At 57.5% G+C, this 26,334-nt stretch carries 28 protein-coding genes and 1 pseudogene; 18 read left to right on the forward strand and 11 right to left on the reverse strand.

Annotated features, from left to right (window positions below):
• Nucleotides 1-59: 59 nt before the first annotated feature.
• The 3 genes and pseudogenes from cysG to nirB all read right to left on the reverse strand — a co-directional run bounded on the left by cysG (nucleotide 60) and on the right by nirB (nucleotide 4,451).
• Nucleotides 60-1,431, reverse strand: a pseudogene (gene cysG, locus LPQ25_RS01830) (siroheme synthase CysG).
• A gap of 153 nt (nucleotides 1,432-1,584) precedes the next feature.
• Nucleotides 1,585-1,911: a nitrite reductase small subunit NirD gene (nirD, locus tag LPQ25_RS01835; RefSeq protein ID WP_002920249.1), complete on the reverse strand. Its 327-nt coding sequence runs from the start codon at nucleotides 1,909-1,911 to the stop codon at nucleotides 1,585-1,587.
• The gene (gene nirB, locus LPQ25_RS01840; protein WP_002920243.1) at nucleotides 1,908-4,451 is read right to left on the reverse strand and encodes a nitrite reductase large subunit NirB; all 2,544 of its coding nucleotides are present in this window, start codon (nucleotides 4,449-4,451) and stop codon (nucleotides 1,908-1,910) included. Before nirB ends, nirD begins: the two co-directional genes overlap by 4 nt.
• A 238-nt stretch (nucleotides 4,452-4,689) precedes the next feature.
• Between nirB and LPQ25_RS01845 the strand changes: the two genes are divergently transcribed.
• Complete coding sequence (locus LPQ25_RS01845; RefSeq protein ID WP_002920241.1) at nucleotides 4,690-6,012, forward strand: cytosine deaminase; 1,323 nt, start codon at nucleotides 4,690-4,692, stop codon at nucleotides 6,010-6,012.
• Here the strand turns inward: LPQ25_RS01845 and tsgA are convergent.
• Entirely contained in the window at nucleotides 6,009-7,196 is a 1,188-nt protein-coding gene (gene tsgA, locus LPQ25_RS01850) for an MFS transporter TsgA (protein ID WP_002920240.1), read from the reverse strand. The two genes, LPQ25_RS01845 and tsgA, sit on opposite strands and share 4 nt — an antisense overlap.
• A gap of 276 nt (nucleotides 7,197-7,472) precedes the next feature.
• Between tsgA and ppiA the strand changes: the two genes are divergently transcribed.
• The 5 genes from ppiA to argD all read left to right on the forward strand — a co-directional run bounded on the left by ppiA (nucleotide 7,473) and on the right by argD (nucleotide 10,815).
• On the forward strand, nucleotides 7,473-8,042 hold the full coding sequence (gene ppiA, locus LPQ25_RS01855) for a peptidylprolyl isomerase A (protein ID WP_002920238.1): 570 nt from the start codon (nucleotides 7,473-7,475) through the stop codon (nucleotides 8,040-8,042).
• A 106-nt stretch (nucleotides 8,043-8,148) separates the two neighbouring features.
• Nucleotides 8,149-8,316, forward strand: coding sequence for a YhfG family protein (locus tag LPQ25_RS01860; protein ID WP_002920231.1), 168 nt, complete (start codon nucleotides 8,149-8,151; stop codon nucleotides 8,314-8,316).
• Entirely contained in the window at nucleotides 8,306-8,908 is a 603-nt protein-coding gene (locus LPQ25_RS01865; protein WP_002920230.1) for a putative adenosine monophosphate-protein transferase Fic, read from the forward strand. Before LPQ25_RS01860 ends, LPQ25_RS01865 begins: the two co-directional genes overlap by 11 nt.
• A 32-nt stretch (nucleotides 8,909-8,940) precedes the next feature.
• Nucleotides 8,941-9,504, forward strand: coding sequence for an aminodeoxychorismate synthase component 2 (gene pabA / locus LPQ25_RS01870; RefSeq protein ID WP_002920229.1), 564 nt, complete (start codon nucleotides 8,941-8,943; stop codon nucleotides 9,502-9,504).
• Between the two features lie 90 nt (nucleotides 9,505-9,594).
• Nucleotides 9,595-10,815, forward strand: a complete 1,221-nt coding sequence (argD, locus tag LPQ25_RS01875; RefSeq protein WP_004174049.1) for a bifunctional acetylornithine/succinyldiaminopimelate transaminase — start codon at nucleotides 9,595-9,597, stop codon at nucleotides 10,813-10,815.
• On the opposite strand, the gene LPQ25_RS01880 is transcribed toward argD, so the two are convergent.
• Nucleotides 10,805-12,883 carry a YccS/YhfK family putative transporter gene (locus LPQ25_RS01880; protein WP_048336811.1) on the reverse strand — a complete coding sequence of 693 codons (2,079 nt, stop codon included), beginning with the start codon at nucleotides 12,881-12,883 and terminating at the stop codon, nucleotides 10,805-10,807. The two genes, argD and LPQ25_RS01880, sit on opposite strands and share 11 nt — an antisense overlap.
• 51 nt (nucleotides 12,884-12,934) lie before the next feature.
• Complete coding sequence (gene crp, locus LPQ25_RS01885; RefSeq protein WP_000242758.1) at nucleotides 12,935-13,567, reverse strand: cAMP-activated global transcriptional regulator CRP; 633 nt, start codon at nucleotides 13,565-13,567, stop codon at nucleotides 12,935-12,937.
• Between the two features lie 306 nt (nucleotides 13,568-13,873).
• On the opposite strand from crp, the gene LPQ25_RS01890 reads away from it, so the two are divergent.
• Entirely contained in the window at nucleotides 13,874-14,278 is a 405-nt protein-coding gene (locus tag LPQ25_RS01890) for an OsmC family protein (protein WP_002920158.1), read from the forward strand.
• A 54-nt stretch (nucleotides 14,279-14,332) separates the two neighbouring features.
• On the opposite strand, the gene LPQ25_RS01895 is transcribed toward LPQ25_RS01890, so the two are convergent.
• The 4 genes from LPQ25_RS01895 to LPQ25_RS01910 all read right to left on the reverse strand — a co-directional run bounded on the left by LPQ25_RS01895 (nucleotide 14,333) and on the right by LPQ25_RS01910 (nucleotide 18,584).
• Nucleotides 14,333-15,202, reverse strand: a complete 870-nt coding sequence (locus tag LPQ25_RS01895) for a phosphoribulokinase (protein ID WP_002920153.1) — start codon at nucleotides 15,200-15,202, stop codon at nucleotides 14,333-14,335.
• 36 nt (nucleotides 15,203-15,238) lie between these two features.
• Nucleotides 15,239-15,457, reverse strand: coding sequence for a YheU family protein (locus LPQ25_RS01900; RefSeq protein WP_004174055.1), 219 nt, complete (start codon nucleotides 15,455-15,457; stop codon nucleotides 15,239-15,241).
• The gene (locus LPQ25_RS01905; protein ID WP_173016171.1) at nucleotides 15,454-16,413 is read right to left on the reverse strand and encodes a hydrolase; all 960 of its coding nucleotides are present in this window, start codon (nucleotides 16,411-16,413) and stop codon (nucleotides 15,454-15,456) included. The genes LPQ25_RS01900 and LPQ25_RS01905 overlap by 4 nt, the downstream gene beginning before the upstream one ends.
• 266 nt (nucleotides 16,414-16,679) lie before the next feature.
• Nucleotides 16,680-18,584 carry an ABC transporter ATP-binding protein gene (locus LPQ25_RS01910; RefSeq protein ID WP_004185926.1) on the reverse strand — a complete coding sequence of 635 codons (1,905 nt, stop codon included), beginning with the start codon at nucleotides 18,582-18,584 and terminating at the stop codon, nucleotides 16,680-16,682.
• A gap of 173 nt (nucleotides 18,585-18,757) precedes the next feature.
• Here LPQ25_RS01910 and kefG point away from each other — a divergent pair, with 173 nt between their 5' ends.
• The 4 genes from kefG to slyD all read left to right on the forward strand — a co-directional run bounded on the left by kefG (nucleotide 18,758) and on the right by slyD (nucleotide 22,006).
• Nucleotides 18,758-19,321 carry a glutathione-regulated potassium-efflux system ancillary protein KefG gene (gene kefG, locus LPQ25_RS01915; RefSeq protein WP_014906847.1) on the forward strand — a complete coding sequence of 188 codons (564 nt, stop codon included), beginning with the start codon at nucleotides 18,758-18,760 and terminating at the stop codon, nucleotides 19,319-19,321.
• Complete coding sequence (gene kefB, locus LPQ25_RS01920; RefSeq protein ID WP_004150031.1) at nucleotides 19,308-21,113, forward strand: glutathione-regulated potassium-efflux system protein KefB; 1,806 nt, start codon at nucleotides 19,308-19,310, stop codon at nucleotides 21,111-21,113. The genes kefG and kefB overlap by 14 nt, the downstream gene beginning before the upstream one ends.
• An 11-nt stretch (nucleotides 21,114-21,124) precedes the next feature.
• A complete protein-coding gene (locus tag LPQ25_RS01925) occupies nucleotides 21,125-21,325 on the forward strand; it encodes a YheV family putative zinc ribbon protein (protein WP_002920143.1) in 201 nt (66 codons plus the stop codon).
• Nucleotides 21,326-21,418: 93 nt separating this feature from the next.
• On the forward strand, nucleotides 21,419-22,006 hold the full coding sequence (slyD, locus tag LPQ25_RS01930) for a peptidylprolyl isomerase (RefSeq protein ID WP_002920140.1): 588 nt from the start codon (nucleotides 21,419-21,421) through the stop codon (nucleotides 22,004-22,006).
• A 58-nt stretch (nucleotides 22,007-22,064) separates the two neighbouring features.
• On the opposite strand, the gene LPQ25_RS01935 is transcribed toward slyD, so the two are convergent.
• A complete protein-coding gene (locus LPQ25_RS01935; protein WP_002920136.1) occupies nucleotides 22,065-22,283 on the reverse strand; it encodes a protein SlyX in 219 nt (72 codons plus the stop codon).
• Nucleotides 22,284-22,505: 222 nt separating this feature from the next.
• Here LPQ25_RS01935 and fkpA point away from each other — a divergent pair, with 222 nt between their 5' ends.
• The 7 genes from fkpA to rpsG all read left to right on the forward strand — a co-directional run bounded on the left by fkpA (nucleotide 22,506) and on the right by rpsG (nucleotide 26,333).
• Entirely contained in the window at nucleotides 22,506-23,336 is an 831-nt protein-coding gene (gene fkpA, locus LPQ25_RS01940; protein ID WP_004150030.1) for an FKBP-type peptidyl-prolyl cis-trans isomerase, read from the forward strand.
• Nucleotides 23,337-23,504: 168 nt separating this feature from the next.
• Nucleotides 23,505-24,227, forward strand: coding sequence for a helix-turn-helix transcriptional regulator (locus LPQ25_RS01945; protein ID WP_002920130.1), 723 nt, complete (start codon nucleotides 23,505-23,507; stop codon nucleotides 24,225-24,227).
• Nucleotides 24,227-24,613 carry a sulfurtransferase complex subunit TusD gene (tusD, locus tag LPQ25_RS01950; RefSeq protein ID WP_002920128.1) on the forward strand — a complete coding sequence of 129 codons (387 nt, stop codon included), beginning with the start codon at nucleotides 24,227-24,229 and terminating at the stop codon, nucleotides 24,611-24,613. Before LPQ25_RS01945 ends, tusD begins: the two co-directional genes overlap by 1 nt.
• Complete coding sequence (tusC, locus tag LPQ25_RS01955) at nucleotides 24,613-24,972, forward strand: sulfurtransferase complex subunit TusC (RefSeq protein WP_004889490.1); 360 nt, start codon at nucleotides 24,613-24,615, stop codon at nucleotides 24,970-24,972. The genes tusD and tusC overlap by 1 nt, the downstream gene beginning before the upstream one ends.
• Before the next feature lie 7 nt (nucleotides 24,973-24,979).
• Nucleotides 24,980-25,267, forward strand: a complete 288-nt coding sequence (tusB, locus tag LPQ25_RS01960; RefSeq protein WP_002920119.1) for a sulfurtransferase complex subunit TusB — start codon at nucleotides 24,980-24,982, stop codon at nucleotides 25,265-25,267.
• Nucleotides 25,268-25,391: 124 nt separating this feature from the next.
• Nucleotides 25,392-25,766, forward strand: coding sequence for a 30S ribosomal protein S12 (gene rpsL / locus LPQ25_RS01965; protein ID WP_002920115.1), 375 nt, complete (start codon nucleotides 25,392-25,394; stop codon nucleotides 25,764-25,766).
• A gap of 96 nt (nucleotides 25,767-25,862) precedes the next feature.
• Complete coding sequence (rpsG, locus tag LPQ25_RS01970) at nucleotides 25,863-26,333, forward strand: 30S ribosomal protein S7 (protein ID WP_002920113.1); 471 nt, start codon at nucleotides 25,863-25,865, stop codon at nucleotides 26,331-26,333.
• The last annotated feature ends 1 nt before the right edge of the window (nucleotide 26,334 follow it).

Here is a 26,334-nt window from a genome sequence, read left to right on the forward strand (position 1 = left end):
TAAAAGGGCGGGATGATATCCCGCCCTTTTTTATGCCTGTCGCTTTATGGGAGGCAAGGTTAATGGTTCGAAAACCAGTTCAGTTTATCCCGCAGACCGACCACGCGGCCGACGATGATCAGCGCCGGGCTGGCCATCTGCTGCGCCAGAATATCCAGTTGTCCTAAGGTGCCGCTGACCACTTTTTGCGTCACAGCGGTGCCGTTCTCGACGATGGCGGCGGGCATATCTTCAGCCATGCCGTGAGCGATAAGCTTCTCGCGGATCGCCGGCGCCTGGTTCAGACCCATGTAGAACACCAGGGTTTGCTTCTCCACCGCCAGGTTCGCCCAGTCCAGCTCGCCGCCGGTTTTCAGGTGGCCAGTGACCAGGCGGACGCCCTGCGCGAAATCGCGATGGGTCAAGGGGATCCCGAATAAGCGGAGCAGCCGGAGGCGGCGGTAATGCCAGGCACAACGGAGAAGGGGATGCCCGCCTCGCAAAGCGTCTCCAGCTCTTCCCCCCGCGGCCAAAGATAAAGGGATCGCCGCCTTTCAGCCGGACCACGCGTCTTCCTTTTTGCGCTTCGCGCAGCAGGATCTGGTTGATCTCCTCCTGCGGGACGCAGTGGTAGCCTGAGCGCTTGCCGACGAATACCCGATCGGCATCGCGGCGCACCAGATTCATGATGTCATCGGAGACCAGCCGATCATAGACCACCACGTCAGCCTGCTGGATCTGCTGCAGGCCTTTGAGCGTGAGCAGCCCGGCGTCACCGGGGCCGGCGCCAACCAGCACCACCTCGCCGCGATGCTCCAACGGCTCCGTCAGCAACTGCTCAGTGGTATCCGCGACTGCCTGCCGATCGTCATTAGCCAGCGACTGCGCCAGACGGTCGTTAACAAACAGCTTCTCCCAGAAGCGGCGACGCTCGCCTACGGTGGCAAACTGCTGCTTAACCCGCGCGCGCAGATGGCCGGCATAGCGGGCCAGCTGGCCGAGATGCAGGGGCAGAATTGACTCCAGTTTCTCGCGCAGCAGGCGCGCCAGAACCGGTGATGTCCCGCCCGAGGAGACGGCGACCATCAGCGGCGAGCGATCGATGATCGACGGCATGATAAAGCTGGCCTGGCGCGGGGCATCCACCACGTTACAGAAGATACGCCGCGCTTCGGCCGCCTCGCTAACCTGCTGGTTGACCGTCTCATCATCAGTAGCGGCGATGGCCAGCCAGCAGTTATCCAGCAGCGAGGGGATAAACTCCCCCTGCACCAGAGTTAGCATCTGTGAATCAGCCCACACCTGAAACTGGGGCGTGAAGTCGAGCGCATTGACCGTGACGTTAGCGCCAGCATCCAGCAGCAGACGGGCTTTGCGTTCGGCGACATCCCCGCCGCCAACCAGTAAACAATCGCGCTGGCGCAACTGGCAGAATATGGGTAAGTGATCCACAGAATAACCTCATAAAAATAAGGGGTAGAAAACGAGTGGTCGTAGAATAGCAGCAAAGGTAATACAAAACATGCGACATATCCCGCACTCATGCGCTGTCGGTCAGAACTGTTACTTATATCTCCCCCCGTGGCCGGGGGGAGGGAGAAGGACTTACGCTTTAAGCTGAACGTGTCCGTCTTTCACGCGGGCGTCGAAGCGGGCGATAGAGTGGCTGGCATCTTCCATGCACAGGCCGTCGCTCAGGCGGAAGCGCTGTTTTTTCAGCGGGCTGGCGACCCATAGCGCGCCGTCATGCTCGGCGATAATCCCGCGAGACAGCACGCTGGCGTTGAAGAACGGATCAATGTTGCTGATGGCGAATACTCTGTCGTCATGGTAGGGACGGAAGATCGCCACCTGCTGCTGACCGAGCAGGGCGCAGACGCCGGTGGCCGGCAGGATGTCGTCGATGCTGCAGATATTTACCCACTGGCTCATGCTTTTTCCTCCACCAGAGTAACCGGGATACGCTCATACGGCGTGGCCGGGCGGTGCTGGTCACGTTCCGGCACCACCTGAACGTTCGGGTCGCGCTGGTCGCTGTTGATAAAGTGTTTGAAGCGGGTCTGCGCCGCCGGGTTGTTGACGGTCTCGGTCCACTCGCAGGCGAAGGCGGCGCGCAGGCGAGCCAGCTCTTCTTCCAGATGGTCGTTCAGACCGAGCTTGTCATCGATGATGACGCTGCGCAGATAGTCGATACCGCCTTCCATATTGTCCAGCCACGGGGCAGTGCGGGTCAGCTTATCGGCGGTGCGGATGTAGAACATCATAAAGCGGTCGAGATATTTGATGAGCGTATCGCGATCGAGGTCCGCGGCCAGTAGATCGGCGTGGCGTGGCTTCATCCCGCCGTTACCGCACACGTACAGGTTCCAGCCTTTCTCGGTGGCGATGATCCCGACGTCTTTGCCCTGAGCCTCGGCACATTCGCGGGTGCAGCCGGAGACGCCGAACTTCATTTTGTGCGGGGTGCGGATGCCTTTGTAGCGGTTTTCCAGTTCCACGCCGAAGCCGACGCTGTCGCCAACGCCGTAGCGGCACCAGGTGCTGCCGACGCAGGTTTTCGCCATTCGCAACGCTTTGGCGTAGGCGTGGCCGGTTTCGAATCCCGCTTCAATTAGCTGCCGCCAGATCTCCGGCAGGTCGTCTTTCTGCGCTCCAAACAGGCCGATGCGCTGAGAGCCGGTGATTTTGGTGTACAGATTGAATTCACGCGCGATGCGGCCCACGGCGACCAGCCCTTCCGGCGTGATTTCGCCGCCAGCTGAGCGCGGGATCACCGAATAGGTACCATCTTTCTGAATGTTGGCGAGGAAGTTGTCGTTGCTGTCCTGCAGCGGCGTGTGCTGCGGCTTGAGGATGTACTCATTCCAGCAGGAGGCCAGCAGGGAACCGACGGTCGGCTTACAGACTTCACAGCCGTAGCCCTGACCGTGTTTTTCCAGCAGCTCGTCGAAGGTTTTGATGCCTTCCACGCGGATCAGGTGGAACAGCTCCTGGCGAGAGTAGGCGAAGTGTTCGCACAGATTGTTGTTGACCTCGATGCCCTGTTTCGCCAGCTCGGCGTTGAGCACCTGAGTGACCAGCGGAATACAGCCCCCGCAGCCGGTCCCGGCTTTGGTTTCCGCTTTCAGCGCCGCCACGGTGTGGCAGCCTTTATTGATAGCGGCGATCAGGTCGCCTTTGCTGACGTCGAAGCAGGAACAGATCTGCGCGCTGTCCGGCAGTTTATCCACGCCGATGGACGGCTTGCCGCTGCCGGCGTGGGCCGGGAGGATCAGCGAATCCGGGTTTTCCGGCAGCTCGATGGCGTTGAGCACCAGCTGCAGCAGATTGCCGTAGTCGCTGGTGTCGCCGACCAGTACCGCGCCGAGCAGCGTTTTGTTGTCGGCGCTGACGATCAGGCGCTTATAAACTTCTTTGCTTTCGTCGAGATAGACGTAGCTACGGGCGCCCGGCGTGCGGCCGTGGGCATCGCCGATCCCGCCCACGTCCACACCCAACAGCTTCAGCTTGGCGCTGAGGTCGGCGCCGGTGAAGCTATTTTCACTGCCGAGGAGATGGTCGACGGCCACCTGGGCCATTTTATAGCCGGGGGCGACCAGACCGTAGACACGGTTGTTCCAGCTGGCGCATTCCCCGATGGCATAGATATCCGGATCGGAGGTCTGGCAGCTATCGTTGACCATGATGCCGCCGCGCTGGGCGACCGCCAGCCCGCACTGGGTGGCCAGCTTATCGCGCGGGCGGATCCCGGTTGAGAAGACGATGAAATCGACCTGCAGCTCGCTACCGTCGGCGAAGTGCATGGTTTTGCGCGCCTCGGTGCCCTGCTGAACAATCTCTTTGGTGTTTTTGCTGGTGTGAACTTTCACGCCCATGCTTTCGATTTTGCGCCGCAACTGCTCGCCGCCCATCTGGTCGAGCTGTTCGGCCATCAGCATCGGCGCGAATTCGATAACATGGGTTTCCACGCCGAGGTTTTTCAACGCGCCGGCCGCTTCCAGGCCGAGCAGGCCGCCGCCGACTACCGCGCCGCGTTTGCTGCGGCGGGCGCAGGATTCGATGGCGTTAAGATCTTCAATAGTGCGATAGACGAAGCAATCCTGGGTTTCCGCGCCTTTAATCGGCGGGATCCACGGGTATGAGCCGGTCGCCATAATCAGCTTGTCGTAGAACACGGTACGCCCGGCGCTGGAGTGGATCACTTTCTCCTGGCGGTTGATGGTGATCGCCCGTTCGCCGACCAGCACCTTGACGCCGTGTTTCTCATAGAAACCTTCGCGTACCAGCGACAGTTCTTCCGCAGTGTGATGGGAGAAATAAGACGACAGGTGGACGCGGTCGTAGGCGATACGCGGTTCTTCACAGAACACGGTAATGTCGAACTGTCCGGCAGGCGCCTTATCGAGAAGCTCTTCGATAAAGCGATGGCCAACCATGCCGTTACCGATAATAGCGATTCTGACTTTGCTCATTTTTGCCTCGATTTCTTTTCTATTACCGCCTACCTTAACGATTCAGCCATCAGGCTTATTGATGCAAATCAATGACAACTTCACCTACCACTTAATGGGTATGTGTTTGATTTGTCAGTATTTTTATAAGTCATGGAAAACGCTGACTTTTCCTTTTTGCTGATTTTGTGTACAAGAATTGGGTAAGCCGCGATTGGGGTTAGACAGAAAACAAGCCGTATTGAATAGAGAGGGTGATATGACAGCAGCGCCGCTTTGGTTGATTCAGAACGTACGCCTGGCAGACCGCGACGGCCTGTGGCAAATAGCCATTGATAAGGGCCGCTTTGGCGAGATCACGCCGATGGGGGAGGCGCACGATGAAAGCTACGAGGTATTGAACGCTCGCGGCGGGCTAGCGATCCCGCCTTTTATCGAGCCGCATATCCATCTGGATACCACCCAGACGGCCGGCGAGCCGAACTGGAATCAGTCCGGTACTCTGTTCGAGGGGATTGAGCGCTGGGCGGAGCGGAAAGCGCTGCTCAGCCATGAGGACGTCAAAGCCCGGGCGTGGAAAACCCTGAAGTGGCAGATCGCCAATGGCGTGCAGTTTGTCCGCACTCATGTCGATGTTTCCGATCCCACGTTAACGGCGCTGAAGGCGATGCTGGAGGTCAAACAGGAGGTGGCGCCATGGGTCGAGTTACAGATTGTCGCTTTTCCACAGGAGGGGATCCTCTCTTACCCCAACGGCGAGGCGCTGCTGGAGGAGGCCCTCAAGCTGGGGGCGGACGTCGTCGGGGCGATCCCGCATTTTGAGTTCACCCGTGAATATGGTGTGGAATCGCTGCATATCGCCTTCCGTCTGGCGCAGCAATATGACCGCCCACTGGATATTCACTGCGATGAAATTGATGATGAGCAGTCGCGCTTTGTTGAAACCGTTGCCGCGCTGGCGCTGAAAGCGGGGATAGGGCCGCGGGTAACGGCCAGCCATACCACCGCTATGCACTCCTATAATGGCGCTTATACCTCGCGTCTGTTCCGCTTGCTTAAGCTCTCCGGCATCAACTTTGTCGCCAATCCGCTGGTGAATATTCATCTGCAGGGCCGGTTTGACGACTACCCGAAGCGACGGGGCATTACCCGGGTGAAGGAGCTGTTGGCGGCGGGGATCAACGTTTGCTTTGGTCATGATGACGTCTTTGACCCGTGGTACCCGCTGGGGACCGGCAATATGCTGCAGGTCCTGCATATGGGGCTCCATGTTTGCCAGCTGATGGGCTACCAGCAGATCAACGACGGCCTGCAGCTTATCACCGACAACAGCGCCCGCACGTTTGGCCTCGAGGATTACGGCATTGTCAGCGGTAACCCGGCTAACCTGATCATTCTCCCGGCGGAGAATGGCTTTGAGGCCGTCCGCTGCCAGGTGCCGGTGCGCTGGTCAATTCGCCAGGGAAGGGTGATCGCGACCACCCAGCCGGCGCAAAGCTGGATCCAAACTGACCGCGGTGGCGAGGAGCTTTCTTTTATGAGGAACAGCCCCCTTGCGGATGCAAAGGGGCCGAAGGCTTAGTGAGACGCCGCCTGAGCGTTGTTCTGGCGATGACGGGAGACGAAGCCGAGGATAAAGCACATTACGAATACCACGGCATAGAGGCCGTTAGCGGTGTGCAGCGCGGCCAGGGGACCGCTGGCCGCCACAATCGGGCCGGTGACCACGAAAGTGAGCATGGTGCCGATGGTGCCGCAGGTGAGGATAAAGTTCACCAGCTTCGGCGAAGCGACCCGCGTCTGCTGCGAACCGAGCGTAATGATCGAGGTGTAAATGGCGCTGGAGAAGAAGCCCAGGGTCAGAATAAACCACGGCATATGCTCCGGCGAACCATTGATAAACAGGTACATCAGCACCGTCGCGAGCCCGGCGAGGACGGTTAAGATACGCTGCAGGTCGAAGAAGCGCAGGATGAAGCTGAATGACCACATGCCGATCATGTAGGACATCCAGAAATCGCTCACCAGTTTACCGGCGTCGCCGAGGCTCATGCCCAGGCTCTTCGCATATTCCGGTACCCAGGAGATAAAGCCCAGCTGACCGAGGATGTAGCACAGCGCCGCAACGGAGAGGAACAGTACGCCAATGCCCCACTTCTCTTTCACCACCGGCTGGCTGTTTTCGCTCTGGGCTTTTTTGCCCAGCACCGGGAAATCACAGCCGAAAGTCAGGACGAAAATAGCGACATATACCAGACCAATACAGGCGTAGACCCAGTACCACTCGATGCTGCGCGCCAGCAGGACGGCGGCGACCATCGGGAAAATCATGCCCGCCATGCTAAAGAAGGAGTCGGTAAACAGCAGACGCGCCCCGCGCTGACGGCCTTCATACATATGGGTGATCAGGAAGGTCCCGATCGACATGGTGATCCCGCTCACCAGGCCAAGAACGAACATTGACGCGGAGAACAGCGCCAGGCTGTGGCTGAGCATCAGGCCGGCCACCGCCAGCACCATCAAAATAAAGCCAAAGCGCAGCTGAGTTTTCAGCGGCACGATTTCCATCAGCCAGGCATTGAGGAAGATGGAGATAAGAATACCGGCGTTCAGAAAGGTAAAGGTGTTGCTCATACTGGAAACGGGCAGATGGAAATAATCCGCAATGTTACCCATCACCATCCCGGTGACGATCACCAACGCGCCGGTCAGGGCGTAGGAGAAGAAGCTGATCCATGTGAGCTTAATACGGTTGCTGTTAGTCATGACTGGCCTGTGAATAGAAAGGTAAAGCGCGTTGACGCTGCGCCGGGCGGACAGATTTTATTCGTTCAGGTGATGTAATTAAATGTTTATTGTGAAATGGGTTATCTTTTGCATGTTTTAATGTGATCTGCATCACGATTGTTCGCTGCAAAGGAGATCGTTTGCGCGGTTACAATTATTACAGCTAAGTAAAATTTGGTAAAAGGCTGGCCCAGGATGCAAAGGCTCTTTAGAATCAAGGCACTCGCTTTTATTCTGCTCCGTTAAGGAATTTCCATGCTCAAATCAACACTGGCGGCGATGGCTGCCGTTTTCGCTATTTCAGCGTTCTCCCCGGCCATGGCGGCAAAGGGCGATCCGCATGTGCTGCTGACCACTTCGGCAGGTAACATTGAGCTTGAGTTAAACAGCCAGAAAGCCCCGATTTCCGTGGATAACTTCCTGAAGTACGTCAACAGCGGCTTCTACAACAACACCACCTTTCACCGCGTGATCCCGGGATTCATGGTGCAGGGCGGCGGCTTTAACGAACAGATGCAGCAGAAGCAGCCTAACCCGCCGATCAAGAATGAAGCAGACAACGGCCTGCGCAACACCCGCGGCACCATCGCGATGGCGCGTACCGCCGATCAGGATAGCGCCACCAGTCAGTTCTTCATCAACGTGGCGGATAACGCCTTCCTCGACCATGGCCAGCGCGACTTTGGCTATGCGGTATTCGGCAAAGTGGTGAAGGGGATGGATGTTGCGGATAAGATCTCCCAGGTCCAGACCCATAACGTTGGTCCGTACCAGAATGTGCCGACCAAACCGGTCGTTATCCTCTCTGCGAAAGTGCTGCCCTAATCCTCCCGCGGCGCGGTGGTCTATCGCCGCGCCCGGTCGCCTCCCGGCATAACCTGAAATTGCTGCTTATACTTGTGGCACACAGGGGACGATAAGGGGGGCGACGATGCGTCCACTCACCGATAAGCAAAAATCCCGACTCTGGGAACAGACACGCAATACCAATTTTCAGGCCAGCCGTCGCCTTGAAGGCGTGACGGTGCCGCTGGTTACGCTGACTGCCGAAGAGGCGCTGGCGCGTCTGGCGACGTTGCGGAGGGAGTATGAGCGATAAATTCGGCGATGAACGCGATCCTTATCTCTATCCGGCGCTGAACGTGCTGCGCAACCGTCTCGGCATCCGCCAGGCTAAAAATCTGCAGCAGGCCGCCTTTGAGATGACAGCGCTGCGGGCGGCCACTCTGCCGCTGGGCCCGCGGGTGCGCGGCTTACCCTATCTGTGCGCTATTCATCACCAGTTGTATCAGGATCTGTTTGACTGGGCGGGCCGCTTGCGTGAAGTGAACCTCTACCTGGGCGATACGCCGTTCTGCCACTTTGCCCGGATCGAGGAGGAGGGGAATGCCCTGATGCAGGCCCTTGAGCAGGAGGATTATCTCAGTGGCCTGCCGCGCGATACCTTCATCGAACGCCTGAGCTGGTTCTATGGTGAAATTAATGTGCTGCACCCTTTTCGTCTTGGCAATGGCCTGACCCAGCGCATTTTCTTTGAACAGCTGGCGATACATGCCGGCTACCTTCTTAACTGGCGTGACGTTGACCCCGCCGGCTGGAGTGCGGCCTGCCAGCAGAGCGCGATGGGCGATCTGGCCCCGCTGGTGGCGATCTTTCGCAAAGTGGTAAGCGAAGCGCGGGAATCTGAGTAGAATAGCCCGGTTTTGATTGTTCCGGAGCCGCTATGATCCTGCTTATCGATAACTATGACTCTTTCACCTGGAATCTGTATCAGTACTTCTGCGAACTGGGGGCGGAAGTACTGGTCAGGCGCAACGATGCGTTGACGCTGGAGGAGATAGCGGCGCTGGCGCCGGAGAAAATCGTGATCTCGCCAGGCCCCTGCACGCCGGATGAGGCGGGGATTTCCCTCGCGGTTATCCGCCACTATGCCGGAAAAACGCCGCTGCTGGGCGTCTGTCTCGGGCATCAGGCGATCGCCCAGGCGTTTGGCGCGACTATCGTGCGGGCGGCCCAGGTCATGCATGGCAAAACCTCGCTTATCGAGCATAACGGCGAAGGGGTGTTTCAGGGGCTGAATAATCCCCTGACGGTGACCCGCTATCACTCGCTGGTGATTGACCCGCCGACGCTCCCGTCCGAGTTTAACGTCACTGCCCGCAGCGCCAGCGGTGAGATTATGGGGATCCGTCACCGCGAATGGGATCTCGAGGGCGTGCAGTTTCATCCGGAAAGCATCCTCAGCGAGCAGGGCCATCAATTGCTGGCCAACTTTTTGAAACGGTGATTTTCAGTTGCTATTGACTGATTTTTTATGCATATTTTGTGATTAGATTATCATAATCGCATCTGCGTAACGAAGAGGGATGGGCAAGACATGGCAACTGAACAACCGGCAATCACCCGCGCCACATTCGATGAAGTTATTTTGCCAATTTATGCACCGGCAGAATTCATCCCGGTGAAGGGGAAAGGCAGCCGCGTCTGGGATCAGCAGGGGAAAGAGTATATCGATTTCGCCGGCGGTATCGCGGTGACGGCGCTTGGCCATTGCCATCCGGCGCTGGTGGCGGCGCTGCATCAGCAGGGCGAAACGCTGTGGCACACCAGCAACGTCTTTACCAATGAGCCGGCGCTGCGTCTGGGACGTAAACTTGTCGAGGCTACCTTCGCCGAGCGCGTGGTGTTTATGAACTCCGGCACCGAAGCCAATGAAACGGCCTTTAAGCTGGCGCGTCACTATGCGGTGACCCGCCATAGCCCGTATAAAACCAAAATCATCGCCTTCCATAATGCCTTTCATGGCCGCTCCCTGTTTACCGTTTCCGTCGGCGGTCAGCCGAAGTATTCCGATGGTTTCGGCCCAAAACCGGCGGATATTGTCCATGTTCCCTTCAACGATCTGCAGGCGGTAAAAGCGGTGATGGATGACCACACCTGCGCGGTGGTGGTGGAGCCGATTCAGGGCGAAGGCGGCGTGACGGCGGCCACGCCGGCTTTCCTGCAGGGACTGCGCGAGCTGTGCGATCAGCACCAGGCGCTGCTCGTCTTTGATGAAGTACAGTGCGGTATGGGGCGTACCGGATCGCTGTTCGCCTATATGCACTACGGCGTGACCCCGGATATTCTGACCAGCGCCAAAGCGCTGGGCGGCGGCTTCCCGGTCAGCGCCATGCTGACCACCCACGAGATCGCCAGCGCCTTCCATGCGGGCTCCCATGGCTCAACCTACGGCGGCAACCCGCTGGCCTGCGCGGTCGCCAACGCCGCCTTCGATCTGATCAATACCCCGGCGGTGCTGGATGGCGTGAGCGCGAAGCGCGAACTGTTCGTCAAACACCTGCAGCGGCTGGATGCCGAGTTTGATCTGTTCAGTGATATACGCGGGATGGGCCTGCTGATCGGCGCGGAACTCAAGCCGCAGCACAAAGGCCGCGCGCGTGATTTCCTCTATGCCGCGGCCGACGCCGGCGTCATGGTGCTCAACGCCGGGCCGGACGTGATGCGTTTTGTTCCCTCGCTGATCATCGACGAGCAGGATATTACTGAAGGGATGGCGCGCTTTGCCCAGGCGGTGGCAAAGGTGATTAACGGTTGATCTTCCGCAGCCAGATGCCATGGTGCGGCCGCTGACGCCATGCCACTGACGAAATGGTGTGCATGGTGTTCAGATGGCCCAGAATGCGTTGCAGATGCTGCTCCAGGGTGCTTAACGGACCGATCGGCACCTCGCTTTCCGGCGACTCCATAATATTGGCATCCCCTGCGCTGCCGGGACCATCGCTGTCCAGCCGCTGCTGGCAGCGCTGCAGCGCAATCTCACAGGATTCGAGATAGCGCTGGGCAAGATCCGGGGTCAGCATCGTATGCTCCCGGGCCAGGGTGGTCATAGCGTTGATGTGTTCGACGATAAACTGGCTGTGCGTCACCCACAGCTTCATATCTTCCAGATAGTGGGTATTAAACCCGGGTTCCTGCATCGCCTGATTCAGGGAGTTGTAGAGCGCGTTGTGCGCCTGGTTGACGCGCATGCGTTGATAGGCCAGCGCGGGGGCTTTCGGGTCGGGGCTGAGGATCAGGCGAATTGCCTGCTGGTCGGCCTCCAGCGCATCGTGGGCGTTTTTTTTCAGCAGGCCGCTCTGCCACTGCGGCCACAGCCAGACCATCCCGCCGAAGGCAATCAGGCAGCCGATAAGGGTGTCGATCAGCCGGGCGATAATAAACTGTTCGCCGTTAAGCGTCAGCAGCTGCAGGGTATATACCGCCGTCACCGTAAACCCAACCATCGCCCAGCCATAGTGTTTGCGAATGATCAGATAGCTGAGCAGGGTAATCAGCAGCATCCCGCTCAGGGTGTAGCTCTCCGGAACGTGAAAATGCAAGGTCAGCCCGGCGATCGTCAGGCCGGCGAGCGTCCCCGCCGCCCGGTGAACAATACGCACCCGGGTGGCGCCATAGCCGTTATGGGTGACGAAAAGCACCGTCATCAGGATCCAGTAGGGCTTAGGCAAGTGCAGGGCGTTGCCCATCAGGCTGGCGACGCTCAGCATCACGCTGATGCGGGCGGCATTGCGCAGCGCGGGCGATTTTAGCGACAGGTAGTTCTTTAGCGCGGGCAATAGCGGTAAACGACGTTCTTTGTCGGCCATCAGGTCCCGGGCATACAGCGGGCGCTGGGTATGCAGCACCCGGGCGATGCGGCTGAAGTGCCAGGCGCAGAAGTGGCCGACCGGGTTATCCGGATGTTGTCTGGCGATCTTTTCCAGAGCCTCGATCTGTTTATCCATCTGAAAGCGCTTTGGAAAGCGATGATAGAGCATGTCATCCGCCAGCACGCGCAGGCGGGCGGCGACGGTCTGCGCGTTCCAGCGGATCACCGCTTCAGCATGGCTGCGTTCCACCAGCTTTTGCACCTCTTCCGGCTGATGCAGGCTGACCGAAATATGCTCCTGCAGATCCAGCCCCATCTGAAACGCCCGCAGCAGGCGCTTATGATCGTTGCGTTGGTTAGCGGCCAGCATATGCATCTGCTGATAGCACTGAGTAATCAGATCGACCACTTTCTGCTGGCGGGTGAGCAGCGGCGGCAGGGCGGTCGAGGGATCGGTATGCTGGGTCAGCAGGCTGTATTTGGCTTCACAGTAGTCCGCCAGCTCCCGGTAAAGCAGGCTAAGCGACTCCCGTAGCGGCTGTTCGCGCCACAGCCAGAACCAGAACCAGTTAAACACGCCGTACCACAGCGTGCCGAAGGCGTAGATCAGCAGCGGCTCCCAGATGGGCATATTGCCCGCCAGGCTCAGGGTAAAGATGGCGGCGATCAGCGACGCGGGCAGCAGCCGCGCGTGCAGCGAACTGATCTCCGCGGTAACGCCGAGCAAGAGCGCCAGGCCGCTGAGAATAAACGGCAGGGGTATCGCCTGGGCAAGCAGCAACTGCACCACCAGACTGCATCCGGCAAACAGGCAGCCGCCGATAATCAGGCGTTTGAAAAAGCGCTTATGCGGGGTATCAAGACCGGCAATGTTGCAGCAGGCGGGGACTAAGGAAAATAACAGCCCCTGCTGGAGATGGCCGAGCAGAAGACCGATGGCCACGGGCAGACACAGCACCAGCGTTTGCCGCAGTGCATAGTTGACTTCCGGGTGGTAAATCAGCCTGCGCCACATGAGGGAAAAACAAAAACGGCGTACTGCGGGAGCAATACGCCGCTTAGCAACTTAACGGGTGCCGTAGACGACGATGGTTTTACCGTGCGCGGAAATCAGGTTCTGATCTTCCAGCATTTTCAAAATACGACCAACGGTTTCACGAGAGCAGCCGACGATCTGACCAATTTCCTGGCGGGTAATTTTAATTTGCATACCGTCCGGGTGGGTCATGGCATCCGGTTGCTTCGCCAGGTTCAGCAGCGTCTGGGCGATACGGCCCGTCACGTCGAGGAAGGCCAGGTTGCCCACTTTCTCAGACGTGACCTGCAGACGGCGAGCCATTTGCGAAGAGAGACGCATCAGAATGTCCGGGTTCACCTGGATCAGCTGACGGAATTTCTTATAAGAGATTTCGGCCACTTCACATGCGGTTTTCGCCCGTACCCAGGCGCTACGTTCCTGACCCTCTTCAAACAGGCCTAATTCACCGATGAAATCGCCCTGGTTGAGGTAGGAGAGGATCATCTCTTTACCTTCTTCATCCTTGATGAGTACAGCCACGGAGCCTTTAACGATGTAGTACAGCGTTTCTGCTTTTTCACCCTGGTGGATCAGCGTGCTCTTTGATGGGTACTTATGAATGTGGCAATGAGACAAGAACCATTCAAGGGTAGGGTCTGTTTGCGGTTTGCCAAGCACCATGCGCGGTTATCCTCTGTTATAAGCTATCTCCGGGCGCCGACACTACACGGCGTCCGGGCATGCAATCGTATTGTTTCCCTATACCTGGGAAGCTGGCTGATGATTTTTCGACAGCCCGTAATGTGAACTCCTCTGCATACATGCAGTACATCATTGTATTACTGTAGCATCCAGACTGTTTTAGCATAGCTTTCGCCGCATGTCTCCTGGTGTCTCGCTTCAGCATGACGCAGGTCGCCTTCCGTTGCGAGAATTGTTATGTGCGCGTAATCTGACAGGAATATTGCGATACTGGAGTTAAATTTTATGCAAGCGCGTGTGAAATGGGTAGAAGGGTTAACCTTTATCGGGGAGTCCGCATCGGGACACCAGATTCTGATGGATGGCAACTCCGGGGATAAGGCTCCCAGCCCGATGGAGATGGTGCTGATGGCGGCGGGCGGTTGCAGTGCGATCGATGTGGTCTCCATTCTGCAAAAAGGTCGTCACGACGTGACCAATTGCGAAGTGAAGCTGACCTCCGAGCGTCGCGAAGAGGCTCCGCGTCTGTTCACGCATATTAATCTGCATTTTATCGTCACCGGCAAGGCGCTGAAAGATGCCGCGGTCTCCCGGGCGGTGGACCTGTCGGCAGAGAAATACTGCTCGGTGGCGCTGATGCTGGAAAAAGCGGTGAACATCACCCACTCCTATGAAGTGATCGAGGCGTAGTCTTCGCCTGCCGTTGTATCGAATCTCAACCCCGGCCAGGCCGGGGTTTTTTGGTTAGCCTATCTTACGGCCTTCCATCAGGCGCTCGACCAGCGGCGTCATGATAAGCTCCATCGCCAGCCCCATTTTACCGCCCGGCACCACCAGGGTGTTCATGTGCGAGATAAACGAGCCCTGCAGCATCGCCAACAGCCAGGGGAAATCGATATTCTGCAGATTGCGGAAATGAATCACCACAAAGCTCTCGTCCAGCGAGGGGATCGCTTTGGCGGCAAACGGGTTGGAGGTGTCCACCGTCGGCACGCGCTGAAAGTTGATATGGGTGCGGGAAAATTGCGGGGTAATGAAGTTGATGTAATCTTCCATCGAGCGGACGACCGAGTCCATCACCGCCTCCCGGGAGTGGCCGCGTTCGCTGGTGTCGCGAATAAGCTTTTGGATCCACTCGAGGTTAACGATAGGCACCACCCCGACCAGCAGGTCGACATGGCTGGCGACATCATGCTGCGGCGTGACAACCCCGCCGTGCAGCCCCTCATAGAACAGCACGTCTGTCGGCTCCGGCAGCGGCTGCCAGGGGGTAAAGGTCCCCGGCACCTGATTCCACGGCACGGCTTCGTCATAGGTGTGGAGATATTTCCGCGACTGACCTTTGCCGTGGCGACCATAGTCGACAAAGGTCTGCTCCAGCAGGCCGAAGTCGTTCGCCTCCGGGCCAAAGTAGCTGATATGTTTACCCTGATCCCGCGCCTTACGGATCGCCATGTCCATTTCCGGGCGGGTGTAGCGATGAAAGCTATCGCCTTCCACCTCCGCGGCGTGCAGGTTTAGCTGCGCGAAGATTTTGCGAAAGGCAAGGCTGGTGGTGGTAGTGCCCGCGCCGCTGGAGCCCGTGACGGCGATCACCGGATGTTTGGCAGACATAACAACTCCCTGGTTAAACGATGTAGTGGCGTCGCCTTAGCCGTTAAACAGCGCGCGCGGCATAATATTGACCGTCTCATGCAGTTCCGACCACACAAGGACCGCCTCTCCGCGTTTCAGCTGCTGTTTTACATCGGCGACTTTATCGGCAAGTGAACGTTCATATTCACCATAATCGGTGCCTTCACGTAACACAAAGCTTTCAATCAGGTTATCCAGCGTTTCGGGATCCAGATCCTGCCAGGGAATAATCATACGGGAACCTCCAGCCAGCGGTTTAACCAGTCAGGAATGCGTCTTTCCAGCCACATCTCCGGTTTACGCAGAGTGCCGCTGACAAAGCCAACGTGGCCGCCTTGCTCGGTCAATTGATACTCTACGTTCGCGGGCAGTTGCTCCTGCGGCGGAATCGAGTGGTGATCCATAAACGGATCGTCTTTCGCGTGAATGATGAGCGTCGGCTTAGTGATATCGCTGAGCCGCGGCATGGCGCTGCATTGCCGGTAATAATCCAGCGCATCGGCAAAGCCATGGATTTTGGCGGTGATCATATCGTCAAATTCCCGGATGCGGCGCATCCCTTTGAGCTGGCGTAAATCGACGGGCAGCGAGCCCGGGTACGCTTTCAGCTTGCGTGAAGCGTTGGCTTTTAACAGATTGAGCAGATAGCGCTGATAAACTCGCGAGAAGCCCTTATCCATATGATAGCTGCAGGCTTCGAGCATGAAAGGCGCGGAGACGATCACCGCCGCATCCAGCGGGCAGCGGTCGCCTTCCTCTGCCAGCAGGCAGCCCAGCATATTGCCGCCCAGCGAATAGCCGACGGCCGCGGTCGGCGCGGGACCAAACTCGCGCTTCAGCCAGTGCAAAAACCAGGTGCCATCTTCCGTTTCGCCGGAGTGATAGATGCGGTGATTGCGGTTAGGTTCGCCGCTGCAGCCGCGGAAATGCATCACCACGCCCAGCCAGCCGCGCTGCATCGCCGCGTGGATCAGACCATGGGCGTACGGGCTGTGCAGACTGCCTTCCAGGCCGTGAAAAACGACGAGGCGCGGCTTATGGCGCGCCTGGTGCGGGTCTTCGCTCCAGGCCAGATCGACAAAATCGCCGTCCGGCAGCTCAAGGCGCTGCCAGTGCGGGGTAAAGCGCAATTTACGGCGAATCAGCCGCGGCAGCATGGTTTGCAGATGACGATTGCCCACGCCGCGCATCGGATGGAACTCACGCGAATCGTTTTCGGGGGGCGCCATGTCTGTGGGGATGATTTCAACCATAGCACCAGAACAATTAATAAACGTGATGATGACTATACCGCGCAGGGCATGCAGGGGGTTAGCCAATATGTGGTCTTGCGGCCAGTGACGCCAGCTTACAGCAAAAACAAATCATTGATGTCGCTGATGGCCAGGCCATGAAGAGGGCAGAAACCCACCCTGCCAGCGGCAGCGTACGCGCAGGCAGGATGAAGAGGAAGAGTTTAGCCTTCCTGAAGCATGCGCTCCAGCTGCTCCTGGGCCTCCAGCCAGGCCATCTCGCACTCCTCCAGCCCGGACTTCGCGCTAGCCTGTTGCTGCAGGCATTCGGTCAGCTCGGCTTTACGTGAGGCGTCATAAAGCTCACTGTCGCCAAGTTTTTCTTCCGCACTGGCCAACTGCGCGTTGAGCTTGTCCATCTCTTTTTCCAGACGGGCGATCTCTTTGCGCAGCGGTTGGGTCTGGCTGCGCAGCTCCGCTTCCCGACGCTTCTGGTCTTTGCGCGCCTGGGCGCTATTGCCGCTCTCTTTTGGCGCCTCGCCGCTCTGGGACTCCTGTTTTTGCGAGTCGCTGAGCCACTGCTGATAATCTTCCAGATCGCCGTCGAACGGCTCGACTTTACCATCGTGGACGAGGTACAGATCGTCAGTGGTGGAACGGATCAGGTGCCGATCGTGCGATACGACCACCAGCGCCCCTTCAAAGTCGATCAGCGCTTCGGTTAAGGCCTGACGCATATCGAGGTCAAGGTGGTTGGTCGGTTCATCGAGCAGCAGCAGGTTAGGGCGCTGCCAGACGATCAGGGCCAGTACCAGGCGCGCCTTTTCTCCACCGGAGAAGCGGCGGGTTTCTTCGCTCACCTTATCGCCCTGGAAACCAAAGCCGCCGAGATAATCACGCAGCTTCTGCTCCAGCTCCTGCGGCGCCAGACGCGCCAGGTGCTGCAGCGGCGACTCATCGGCGCGCAGGAATTCCAGCTGATGCTGGGCGAAGTAGCCGAGCTTGATGCCTTTCGCGAGGCCGATCTCGCCGCTTACGGGCTGGAGCTCGCCTGCCAGGAGCTTAATCAGCGTCGACTTCCCGGCGCCGTTGCGGCCCAGCAGGCCGATACGCGAGCCCGGCACCAGGTTAAGCTTGATGGAGTCGAGAATAATACGCTCGCCGTAGCCGGCGCTGACTTTCTCCATCTTCAGCAGCGGGTTAGGCAAGCTCTCCGGCTGGCGGAAGCTGAAGTGGAACGGGTTATCCACGTGCGCCGGAGCGATAAGCTCCATCCGCTCCAGCATTTTGATCCGGCTTTGCGCCTGCTTGGCCTTGGTGGCTTTGGCACGGAAGCGATCGATATAGCTTTGCAGGTGCGCGACGCGCTGCTGCTGGCTTTCGTACATCGCCTGCTGCTGAGCGAGGCGGGTGGCGCGCTGCACTTCAAACGAACTGTAGTTGCCGGTGTACTCAAACATTGTCTGCTGTTCGATATGGATAATTTTGTCGACGATAGGATCGAGAAAATCGCGATCGTGGGAGATGAGGATCAGCGTTCCCGTATAGCCCTTCAGCCACTTCTCCAGCCAGATCACCGCATCGAGATCGAGGTGGTTAGTCGGTTCATCGAGCAGCAGCAGATCGGAGCGGCAGATCAGCGCCTGGGCGAGGTTAAGGCGCATACGCCAGCCGCCGGAAAAATCGCTGACCGGCCGCTCAAGCTGTTCATTGCTGAACCCCAGACCGTGCAGCAGGCTGGCGGCGCGCGAACGGATCGTCCAGGCGTCGATGGCGTCCAGCTTACCGTGGACGGTGGCGATAGCATGACCGTCGTTGCGTTCGTTAGCCTGCTGGAGCGCGGCCTCCAGCTGGCGATATTCTCGATCGCCGTCAATGACATAATCGATTGCCGGCTGCGGTAGCGCCGGGGTTTCCTGATTCACCCAGGCCAGCTGCCAGTTGCCGGGAAAGGTCATACTGCCGCCGTCAGCGCTTATCTCGTTTTTCAAAAGCGATAGCAGCGTCGATTTCCCGCAGCCGTTTTTCCCCACCAGACCGACCTTTTGGCCAGGATTGATGGTAGCGGTGGCGTTGTCCAGCAGGACGCGTACGCCGCGACGAATTTGTAACGAGGAGAAAACAATCATAAGGCGCCGTATGTTCAGACTATGTTAATTTGTCATTATGATAATGTAGTGTGGAAGCGAATCGCTTCACCGGGCCGCCATGGTAGCCCAAAACGAAGACGATACACAAAGTCATTCTGGCTGTGTCAAAACGCCGGGGCTGTGCAGGCCGCCAGAAGACCTACGGGAGGGGAATGATGTCTCAGACAGCGAAAGTGTTGCTGCTGTATGCCCACCCAGAATCTCAGGATTCCGTGGCCAACCGGGTTTTATTAGAGCCGGCCTTACAGTTGCCGAACGTCACCGTGCACGATCTCTACGCGCACTATCCGGATTTTTTTATCGATATTGCTTACGAACAGGACCTGCTGCGCCAGCATGAGGTGATTGTTTTCCAGCACCCTTTATATACCTGGAGCTGTCCGGCGCTGCTTAAGGAGTGGCTGGATCGTGTGTTAAGCCGCGGCTTCGCCAGCGGCACCGGAGGGAACGAACTGGCGGGAAAGTACTGGCGCAGCGTGATCACTACCGGCGAGCCTGAGAGCGCCTACCGTCGCGATGCTAATCGCTATCCGATGAACGATATTTTACGTCCTTTTGAACTGACCGCCGGCATGTGCCGTATGCACTGGATGAGCCCCATTATCGTCTACTGGGCCCGGAGGCAGCAGCCAGAGGAGCTGCGCAGCCGCGCCCTGGCCTACCGGGACTGGTTGGCCAACCCCATCGCCGCCGGAGGTGTCCATGGCGGGATCTGATTTGCTGCTGGCGGGGGTGTTGTTTTTGTTCGCGGCCGTCATCGCCGTCCCTCTGGCTTCAAGACTGGGGATTGGCGCGGTGCTGGGCTATCTGCTGGCCGGGATCGCCATTGGTCCGTGGGGGCTCGGGTTTATCAGCGATGTGGATGAAATTCTCCATTTCTCTGAGCTCGGCGTAGTGTTTCTGATGTTTATCATCGGCCTGGAGCTCAATCCCGCCAAGCTATGGCGACTGCGGAGCTCCATCTTCGGCGTTGGCGCGGCGCAGGTGATGCTCAGCGCGGCGATCCTCGGTGGGTTGTTGATGACGACCGGGTTTTCATGGCAGGCGGCGGTGGTCGGCGGGATCGGCCTGGCGATGTCTTCCACCGCCATGGCGCTGCAGCTGATGCGTGAGAAGGGAATGAGCCGCAGCGAAGCGGGACAGCTAGGCTTTTCGGTGCTGCTGTTTCAGGATCTGGCGGTGATCCCGGCGCTGGCGCTGGTGCCCCTGCTGGCCGGTTCAGCGGATGAGCATGTGAACTGGTTGACGGTCGGCATGAAGGTCCTGGCCTTTGCCGGGATGCTGATTGGCGGACGCTATCTGCTGCGGCCGGTGTTCCGTTTTATCGCCAGCTCGGGGGTCAGGGAGGTGTTCACTGCCGCCACGCTGCTGTTGGTCCTCGGATCTGCCCTGTTTATGGAGGCGCTGGGGCTGTCGATGGCGCTGGGCACCTTTATTGCCGGCGTGCTGCTGGCGGAAAGTGAGTATCGCCACGAACTGGAGATCGCTATCGATCCGTTCAAGGGGCTGCTGCTCGGGTTGTTCTTTATTTCCGTCGGCATGGCGCTGAACCTTGGCGTACTGTATACCCATCTGCTGTGGGTGGCGGTGAGCGTGGCGGTGCTGGTGGCGGTAAAAATGCTGGTGCTCTATCTGCTGGCCCGTCTCTATGGCCTGCGAAGTTCCGAGCGGATGCAGTTCGCGGGCGTATTAAGCCAGGGCGGCGAGTTCGCGTTTGTCCTCTTTTCGCTGCCCGCCTCTCAGCGGTTGTTTCAGCACGACCAGATGGCGCTGCTGCTGGTGGCGGTAACGTTGTCGATGATGACGACGCCGCTGCTGATGAAGGGGATAGATAAGCTATTGTCGCGACGGCTGAACCCGGCGGACGATACCGGTGAGGCGCCGTGGGTGGAGGATGACAAGCCGCAGGTGATTATTGTCGGGTTTGGTCGCTTTGGTCAGGTCATTGGTCGCCTGCTGATGGCCAATAAGATGCGTATTACGGTACTGGAGCGGGACATCAGCGCGGTAAATCTGATGCGCAACTATGGCTATAAAGTCTATTTTGGCGATGCCACCCAGCTGGAGCTGCTGCGCTCGGCGGGAGCGGAAGAGGCGCAGTCGATCGTCATCACCTGTAATGAGCCAGAAGATACCATGCGGCTGGTGGAAATGTGTCAACAACACTTTCCACATCTGCATATTCTGGCCCGCGCTCGCGGGCGCGTTGAGGCGCATGAGCTGCTGCAGGCCGGCGTGACGCAGTTTTCTCGTGAAACTTTCTCCAGTGCGTTGGAACTGGGGCGCAAAGCGCTCATCACCCTCGGGATGCATCCTCACCAGGCCCAGCGCGCGCAGCTGCACTTCCGACGCCTCGATATGCGAATGCTGCGCGAGCTAATGCCAGTGCATACTGATACGGTACAGATATCACGCGTGCGGGAGGCCCGGCGCGAACTGGAAGAGATTTTCCAGCGCGAAATGCAGAAAGAGAGCCGGCAACTGGACGGCTGGGACGAGTTTGAATAAAGGTAAATCTTATGGCAGTGCGTAAACGTTTTATTGCCGGGGCGAAATGTCCGGCGTGCCAGGCGCAGGATTCGCTGGCAATGTGGCGTGAGAATAATGTCGATGTTGTTGAGTGCGTTAAATGCGGTCATCAGATGCGTGAGGCAGATAAAGAGGCCCGTGAGCATGTACGCAAAGAGGAGCAGGTGATTGGCATTTTTCATCCCGACTAGCGTTATCCGTCGGCTTTTTTTAAGCTAAAGGGTACACGGCAGCAGAATTCCGCTACAATCTGCGCCACTATTCTTCCCATCTCAGGAGATATCATGAAAGTAGCAAAAGACCTGGTGGTCAGCCTGGCCTATCAGGTACGTACAGAAGACGGTGTGTTGGTTGATGAGTCTCCGGTAAGCGCGCCGCTGGATTACCTGCACGGTCACGGCTCCCTGATTTCCGGCCTGGAAAACGCGCTGGATGGCCACGAAGTGGGCGACAAATTTGACGTTGCCGTCGGCGCTAACGACGCTTACGGTCAGTATGACGAAAACCTGGTGCAGCGTGTACCAAAAGACGTCTTCATGGGCGTTGATGAACTGCAGGTTGGCATGCGCTTCCTGGCTGAAACCGATCAGGGTCCGGTACCAGTAGAAATCACTGAAGTTGAAGACGACCACGTTGTGGTTGATGGCAACCACATGCTGGCTGGCCAGAACCTGAAGTTTAATGTGGAAGTCGTCGCCATCCGCGAAGCGACTGCGGAAGAGCTGGAGCACGGTCACGTGCACGGCGCGCATGGCCACGATCACGATCATGACCATGGTCATGACGGTTGCTGCGGCGGCCACGGCCACGATCATGGTCACGACCATGGTAAAGGCGGCTGCGGCGGCCACGGTGGCTGCGGCTGCCACTAATCTTTGCGCTTCGGCACGAAGACGACAAAAAAGCGGGGAAACCCGCTTTTTTTACGCCTCAATAGTGCGGCGGTGGCGTCTCTTCCGCCTGGGAGGCGATATGGGAGGGTTGGGTCGCCTTCAGCTTCTCGATCATCAGACGCATATGCTCCCGCATCTTCGCCATCTCGATCTCGTGGGCGGTCACGGTTTTGTTGAGGTCTTCGATGGTGATTTCCTGAAACGCCAGCCGGCTTTCCAGCTCCGCAAGGCGCGTTTCTAATGTGCTATCGTGCATGGGTAACCTCTTTAGTCTGATCCTGCGGGCGGATTCTACTTAAGTTTCCCCTGGCGCGCAGCATCGCTGCGCCGTACAGGAAACTTATTCATACAAAAATAGTCCTAAAAGAGACGATATTCAGGAACGTCCGTATGTAGATTTTAACGGCAACGTTCTATAGTACGTTTTTTGCTTTTTACGATAACCCTGGGGCGAGAGGCCCCGGCCCTGGAGAAATGGATGAAATCACTGTTTAAAGTAACGCTGCTGGCGACCACAATGGCCGTCGCCCTGAATGCACCGCTGACCTTCGCTGCAGATACGGCAACGAAGGCAGCCCCGGCGGCTGAGAGTAAATCGGCATTTAAAAATGACGATCAGAAATCGGCCTATGCGCTGGGCGCGTCCCTGGGGCGTTACATGGAAAACTCCCTGAAAGAACAAGAGAAGCTGGGCATTAAGCTGGATAAATCCCAGCTGATCGCCGGCGTACAGGACGCGTTTGCCGATAAGAGCAAACTGTCCGACCAGGAGATCGAACAGACTCTGCAGGCCTTTGAAACGCGCGTGAAGACCGCGGCTCAGCAGAAAATGGAAAAAGACGCCACTGAGAACGAAGCCAAAGGCAAAGCTTTCCGTGACAACTTTGCCAAAGAGAAGGGCGTGAAAACCTCAAAAACTGGCCTGCTGTATAAAGTCGAGAAAGAAGGCGCTGGCGATGCGCCGAAAGATAGCGATACCGTGGTGGTAAACTACAAAGGTACCCTGATCGACGGTAAAGAGTTTGATAACTCTTATACTCGCGGCGAGCCGCTCTCTTTCCGTCTCGACGGTGTGATCCCGGGCTGGACTGAAGGCCTGAAGAACATCAAGAAAGGCGGCAAAATCAAGCTGGTTATTCCGCCGGACCTGGCCTACGGTAAAACTGGCGTCCCGGGCATCCCGGCCAACTCTACGCTGGTCTTTGATGTAGAACTGCTGGATATCAAACCGGCGCCGAAGGCAGATGCACAGCCGGAAGCCGCAGGCGATGCGAAAGCCGCGGACGCGAAAGCTGACGCTAAGAAGTAATCAGGTTCAGGCCGCCGTCTCGTCAGAGGCGGCGGCTTTTTTATTGAGCGCAGATATAATTAAAACTGGAAAGATCCTCAGGCGCTGTATTACTTTAGATAGCTTAATAATGATGATGAGCCTGCCCTGACAATAACGACAGGCTCCTGAAAAGGAGTGCTTTTTTTCATGTCCAGGTCGCTTTTAACCAATGAAACCAGCGAGCTTGACCTGCTGGATCAACGTCCCTTTGACCAGACCGATTTCGATATTCTCAAATCTTATGAAGCGGTAGTGGACGGGTTGGCGATGCTCATCGGTTCGCACTGTGAAATCGTGCTGCATTCTTTGCAGGATCTGAAATGCTCTGCCATCCGTATCGCCAATGGTGAACATACCGGCCGCCAAATTGGTTCACCGATTACCGATCTTGCGCTGCGCATGCTGCACGATATGACGGGCGCCGATAGCAGCGTTTCCAAATGCTACTTTACCCGCGCTAAAAGCGGCGTACTGATGAAGTCGGTGACGATTGCCATTCGCAACCGCGATCACCGGGTGATTGGTCTGCTGTGTATCAACATGAATCTGGATGTGCCGTTTTCCCAGATCATGAGCACCTTTATTCCGCCAGAAACGCCTGAAGTGAACTCGCCGGTGAACTTTGCTTCTTCGGTAGACGATCTGGTCGCCCAGACGCTGGAGTTCACCATTGAAGAGGTGAATGCCGATCGCAGCGTGTCTAACAATGCGAAAAACCGTCAAATCGTGCTGAATCTCTACGAGAAAGGGATCTTCGATATTAAAGACGCTATTAACCAGGTAGCCGATCGTCTGAACATCTCCAAGCACACCGTCTACCTCTATATTCGCCAGTTCAAAAGCGGCGATTTCCAGGGGCTGGATAAGTAATGCGTTTTGCCCTCACGGTGACCGGCCCAGCCTATGGCACGCAGCAGGCGAGCAGCGCCTGGCAATTTGCCCAGGCCGTGCTGCAGGAAGGCCATGAGCTGGCGTGCGTTTTTTTCTATCGCGAAGGCGTGCTTAACGCTAACCAGTTGACGGCGCCCGCCAGCGATGAGTTCGATCTGGTGCGCGGGTGGCAATCCCTCCACGATGAGCACGGCGTCGCGCTGCATATCTGCGTGGCGGCCGCCCTGCGTCGTGGCGTAACGGACGAACGCGAAGCGCAACAGCTCGCTCTGCCTGGCCACAATTTGCAGCCGGGTTTTACCTTGAGCGGGCTCGGCGCGCTAGCGGAAGCGGCGCTTACTTGCGATCGGATGGTGCAGTTCTGATGAAACGTGTGGCTTTTGTATTTTCCTCTGCGCCGCACGGCAGCGCCGCCGGCAGGGAAGGCCTCGATGCCTTATTAGCAACCTCCGCGCTCACCGACGATATTGGCGTGTTTTTTGTGGGCGACGGCGTGTTTCAGCTCTTACCCGAACAGCGGCCTGGCGCTGTGCTGGCCCGCGACTACATCGCTACCTTTAAATTGCTGTCGCTATATGATATCGACCAGTGCTGGCTGTGCGCCGACTCAGCGCGAGAGCGCGGCCTGGATCCCGCGACCCCGTGGGTGGTGGATGTCGAATGCCTGGCGCCGGATGCCCTGCGCGCCCGTCTGCATGAATATGATGTGATTTTGCGTTTCTGAGGCCCCCATGCTCCATACGCTCAGTGTTTCCCCCTGGCATGCCGACATCGCAGCGATGCTTCGTTTGATGGAGCACGGCGACGATCTGGTACTACTGTCTGACGGCGTCACCGCGGCCATCGCCGATGGTCGCTTCCTTGAGATCCTGCAATCCGCCCCCATAACCCTATACGTGCTGCAAGACGACGTTGACGCCCGCGGGCTGGCTGGTCAAATTGCGGACAGTGTCGGCAGGGTTAGCTATACTGATTTCGTCAGACTCACAGTCAAACATGCCGGTCAGTTGGCCTGGTGATGGCGGGATCGTTGTATATTTCTTGACACCTTTTCGGCACCGCCCTAAAATTCTGCGTCCTCATAATATATGAGGCGATTTATTACGTGTTTACGAAGCAAAAGCTAAAACCAGGAGCTATTTAATGGCAACAATTAACCAGCTGGTACGCAAACCACGCGCGCGCAAAGTTGCAAAGAGCAACGTGCCAGCGCTGGAAGCCTGCCCGCAGAAACGTGGCGTATGTACTCGCGTATATACCACCACTCCTAAGAAACCGAACTCCGCACTGCGTAAAGTTTGCCGTGTGCGTCTGACTAACGGTTTCGAAGTCACCTCCTACATCGGTGGTGAAGGTCACAACCTGCAGGAGCACTCCGTGATCCTGATCCGTGGCGGTCGTGTTAAAGACCTTCCGGGTGTTCGTTACCACACCGTTCGTGGTGCGCTTGACTGCTCCGGCGTTAAAGACCGTAAGCAGGCTCGCTCCAAGTACGGCGTGAAGCGTCCTAAGGCTTAATGGTTCTCCGTTAAGTAAGGCCAAACTGATTTATCTTAATGTCATACTAAACTCTTAGAGTTTTGGACAATCCTGAATTAACAACGGAGTATTTCCATGCCACGTCGTCGCGTCATTGGTCAGCGTAAAATTCTGCCGGATCCGAAGTTCGGATCAGAACTGCTGGCTAAATTTGTCAATATCCTGATGGTAGATGGTAAAAAATCTACTGCAGAAACTATCGTATACAGCGCGCTGGAGACCCTGGCTCAGCGTTCTGGTAAATCTGAACTGGAAGCCTTCGAAGTTGCGCTCGAAAACGTGCGCCCGACTGTCGAAGTTAAGTCCCGCCGCGTAGGTGGTTCTACTTATCAGGTTCCAGTTGAAGTTCGTCCGGTCCGTCGTAATGCCCTGGCAATGCGTTGGATCGTTGAAGCTGCTCGTAAACGCGGTGATAAATCCATGGCTCTGCGCCTGGCGAACGAACTCACTGATGCTGCAGACAACAAAGGTACTGCAGTTAAGAAACGTGAAGACGTTCACCGTATGGCCGAAGCCAACAAGGCGTTCGCTCACTACCGTTGGTAAT

It is taken from the genome of Klebsiella sp. KPN54798 (assembly GCF_021184225.1).
Taxonomy (GTDB): domain Bacteria; phylum Pseudomonadota; class Gammaproteobacteria; order Enterobacterales; family Enterobacteriaceae; genus Klebsiella; species Klebsiella pneumoniae.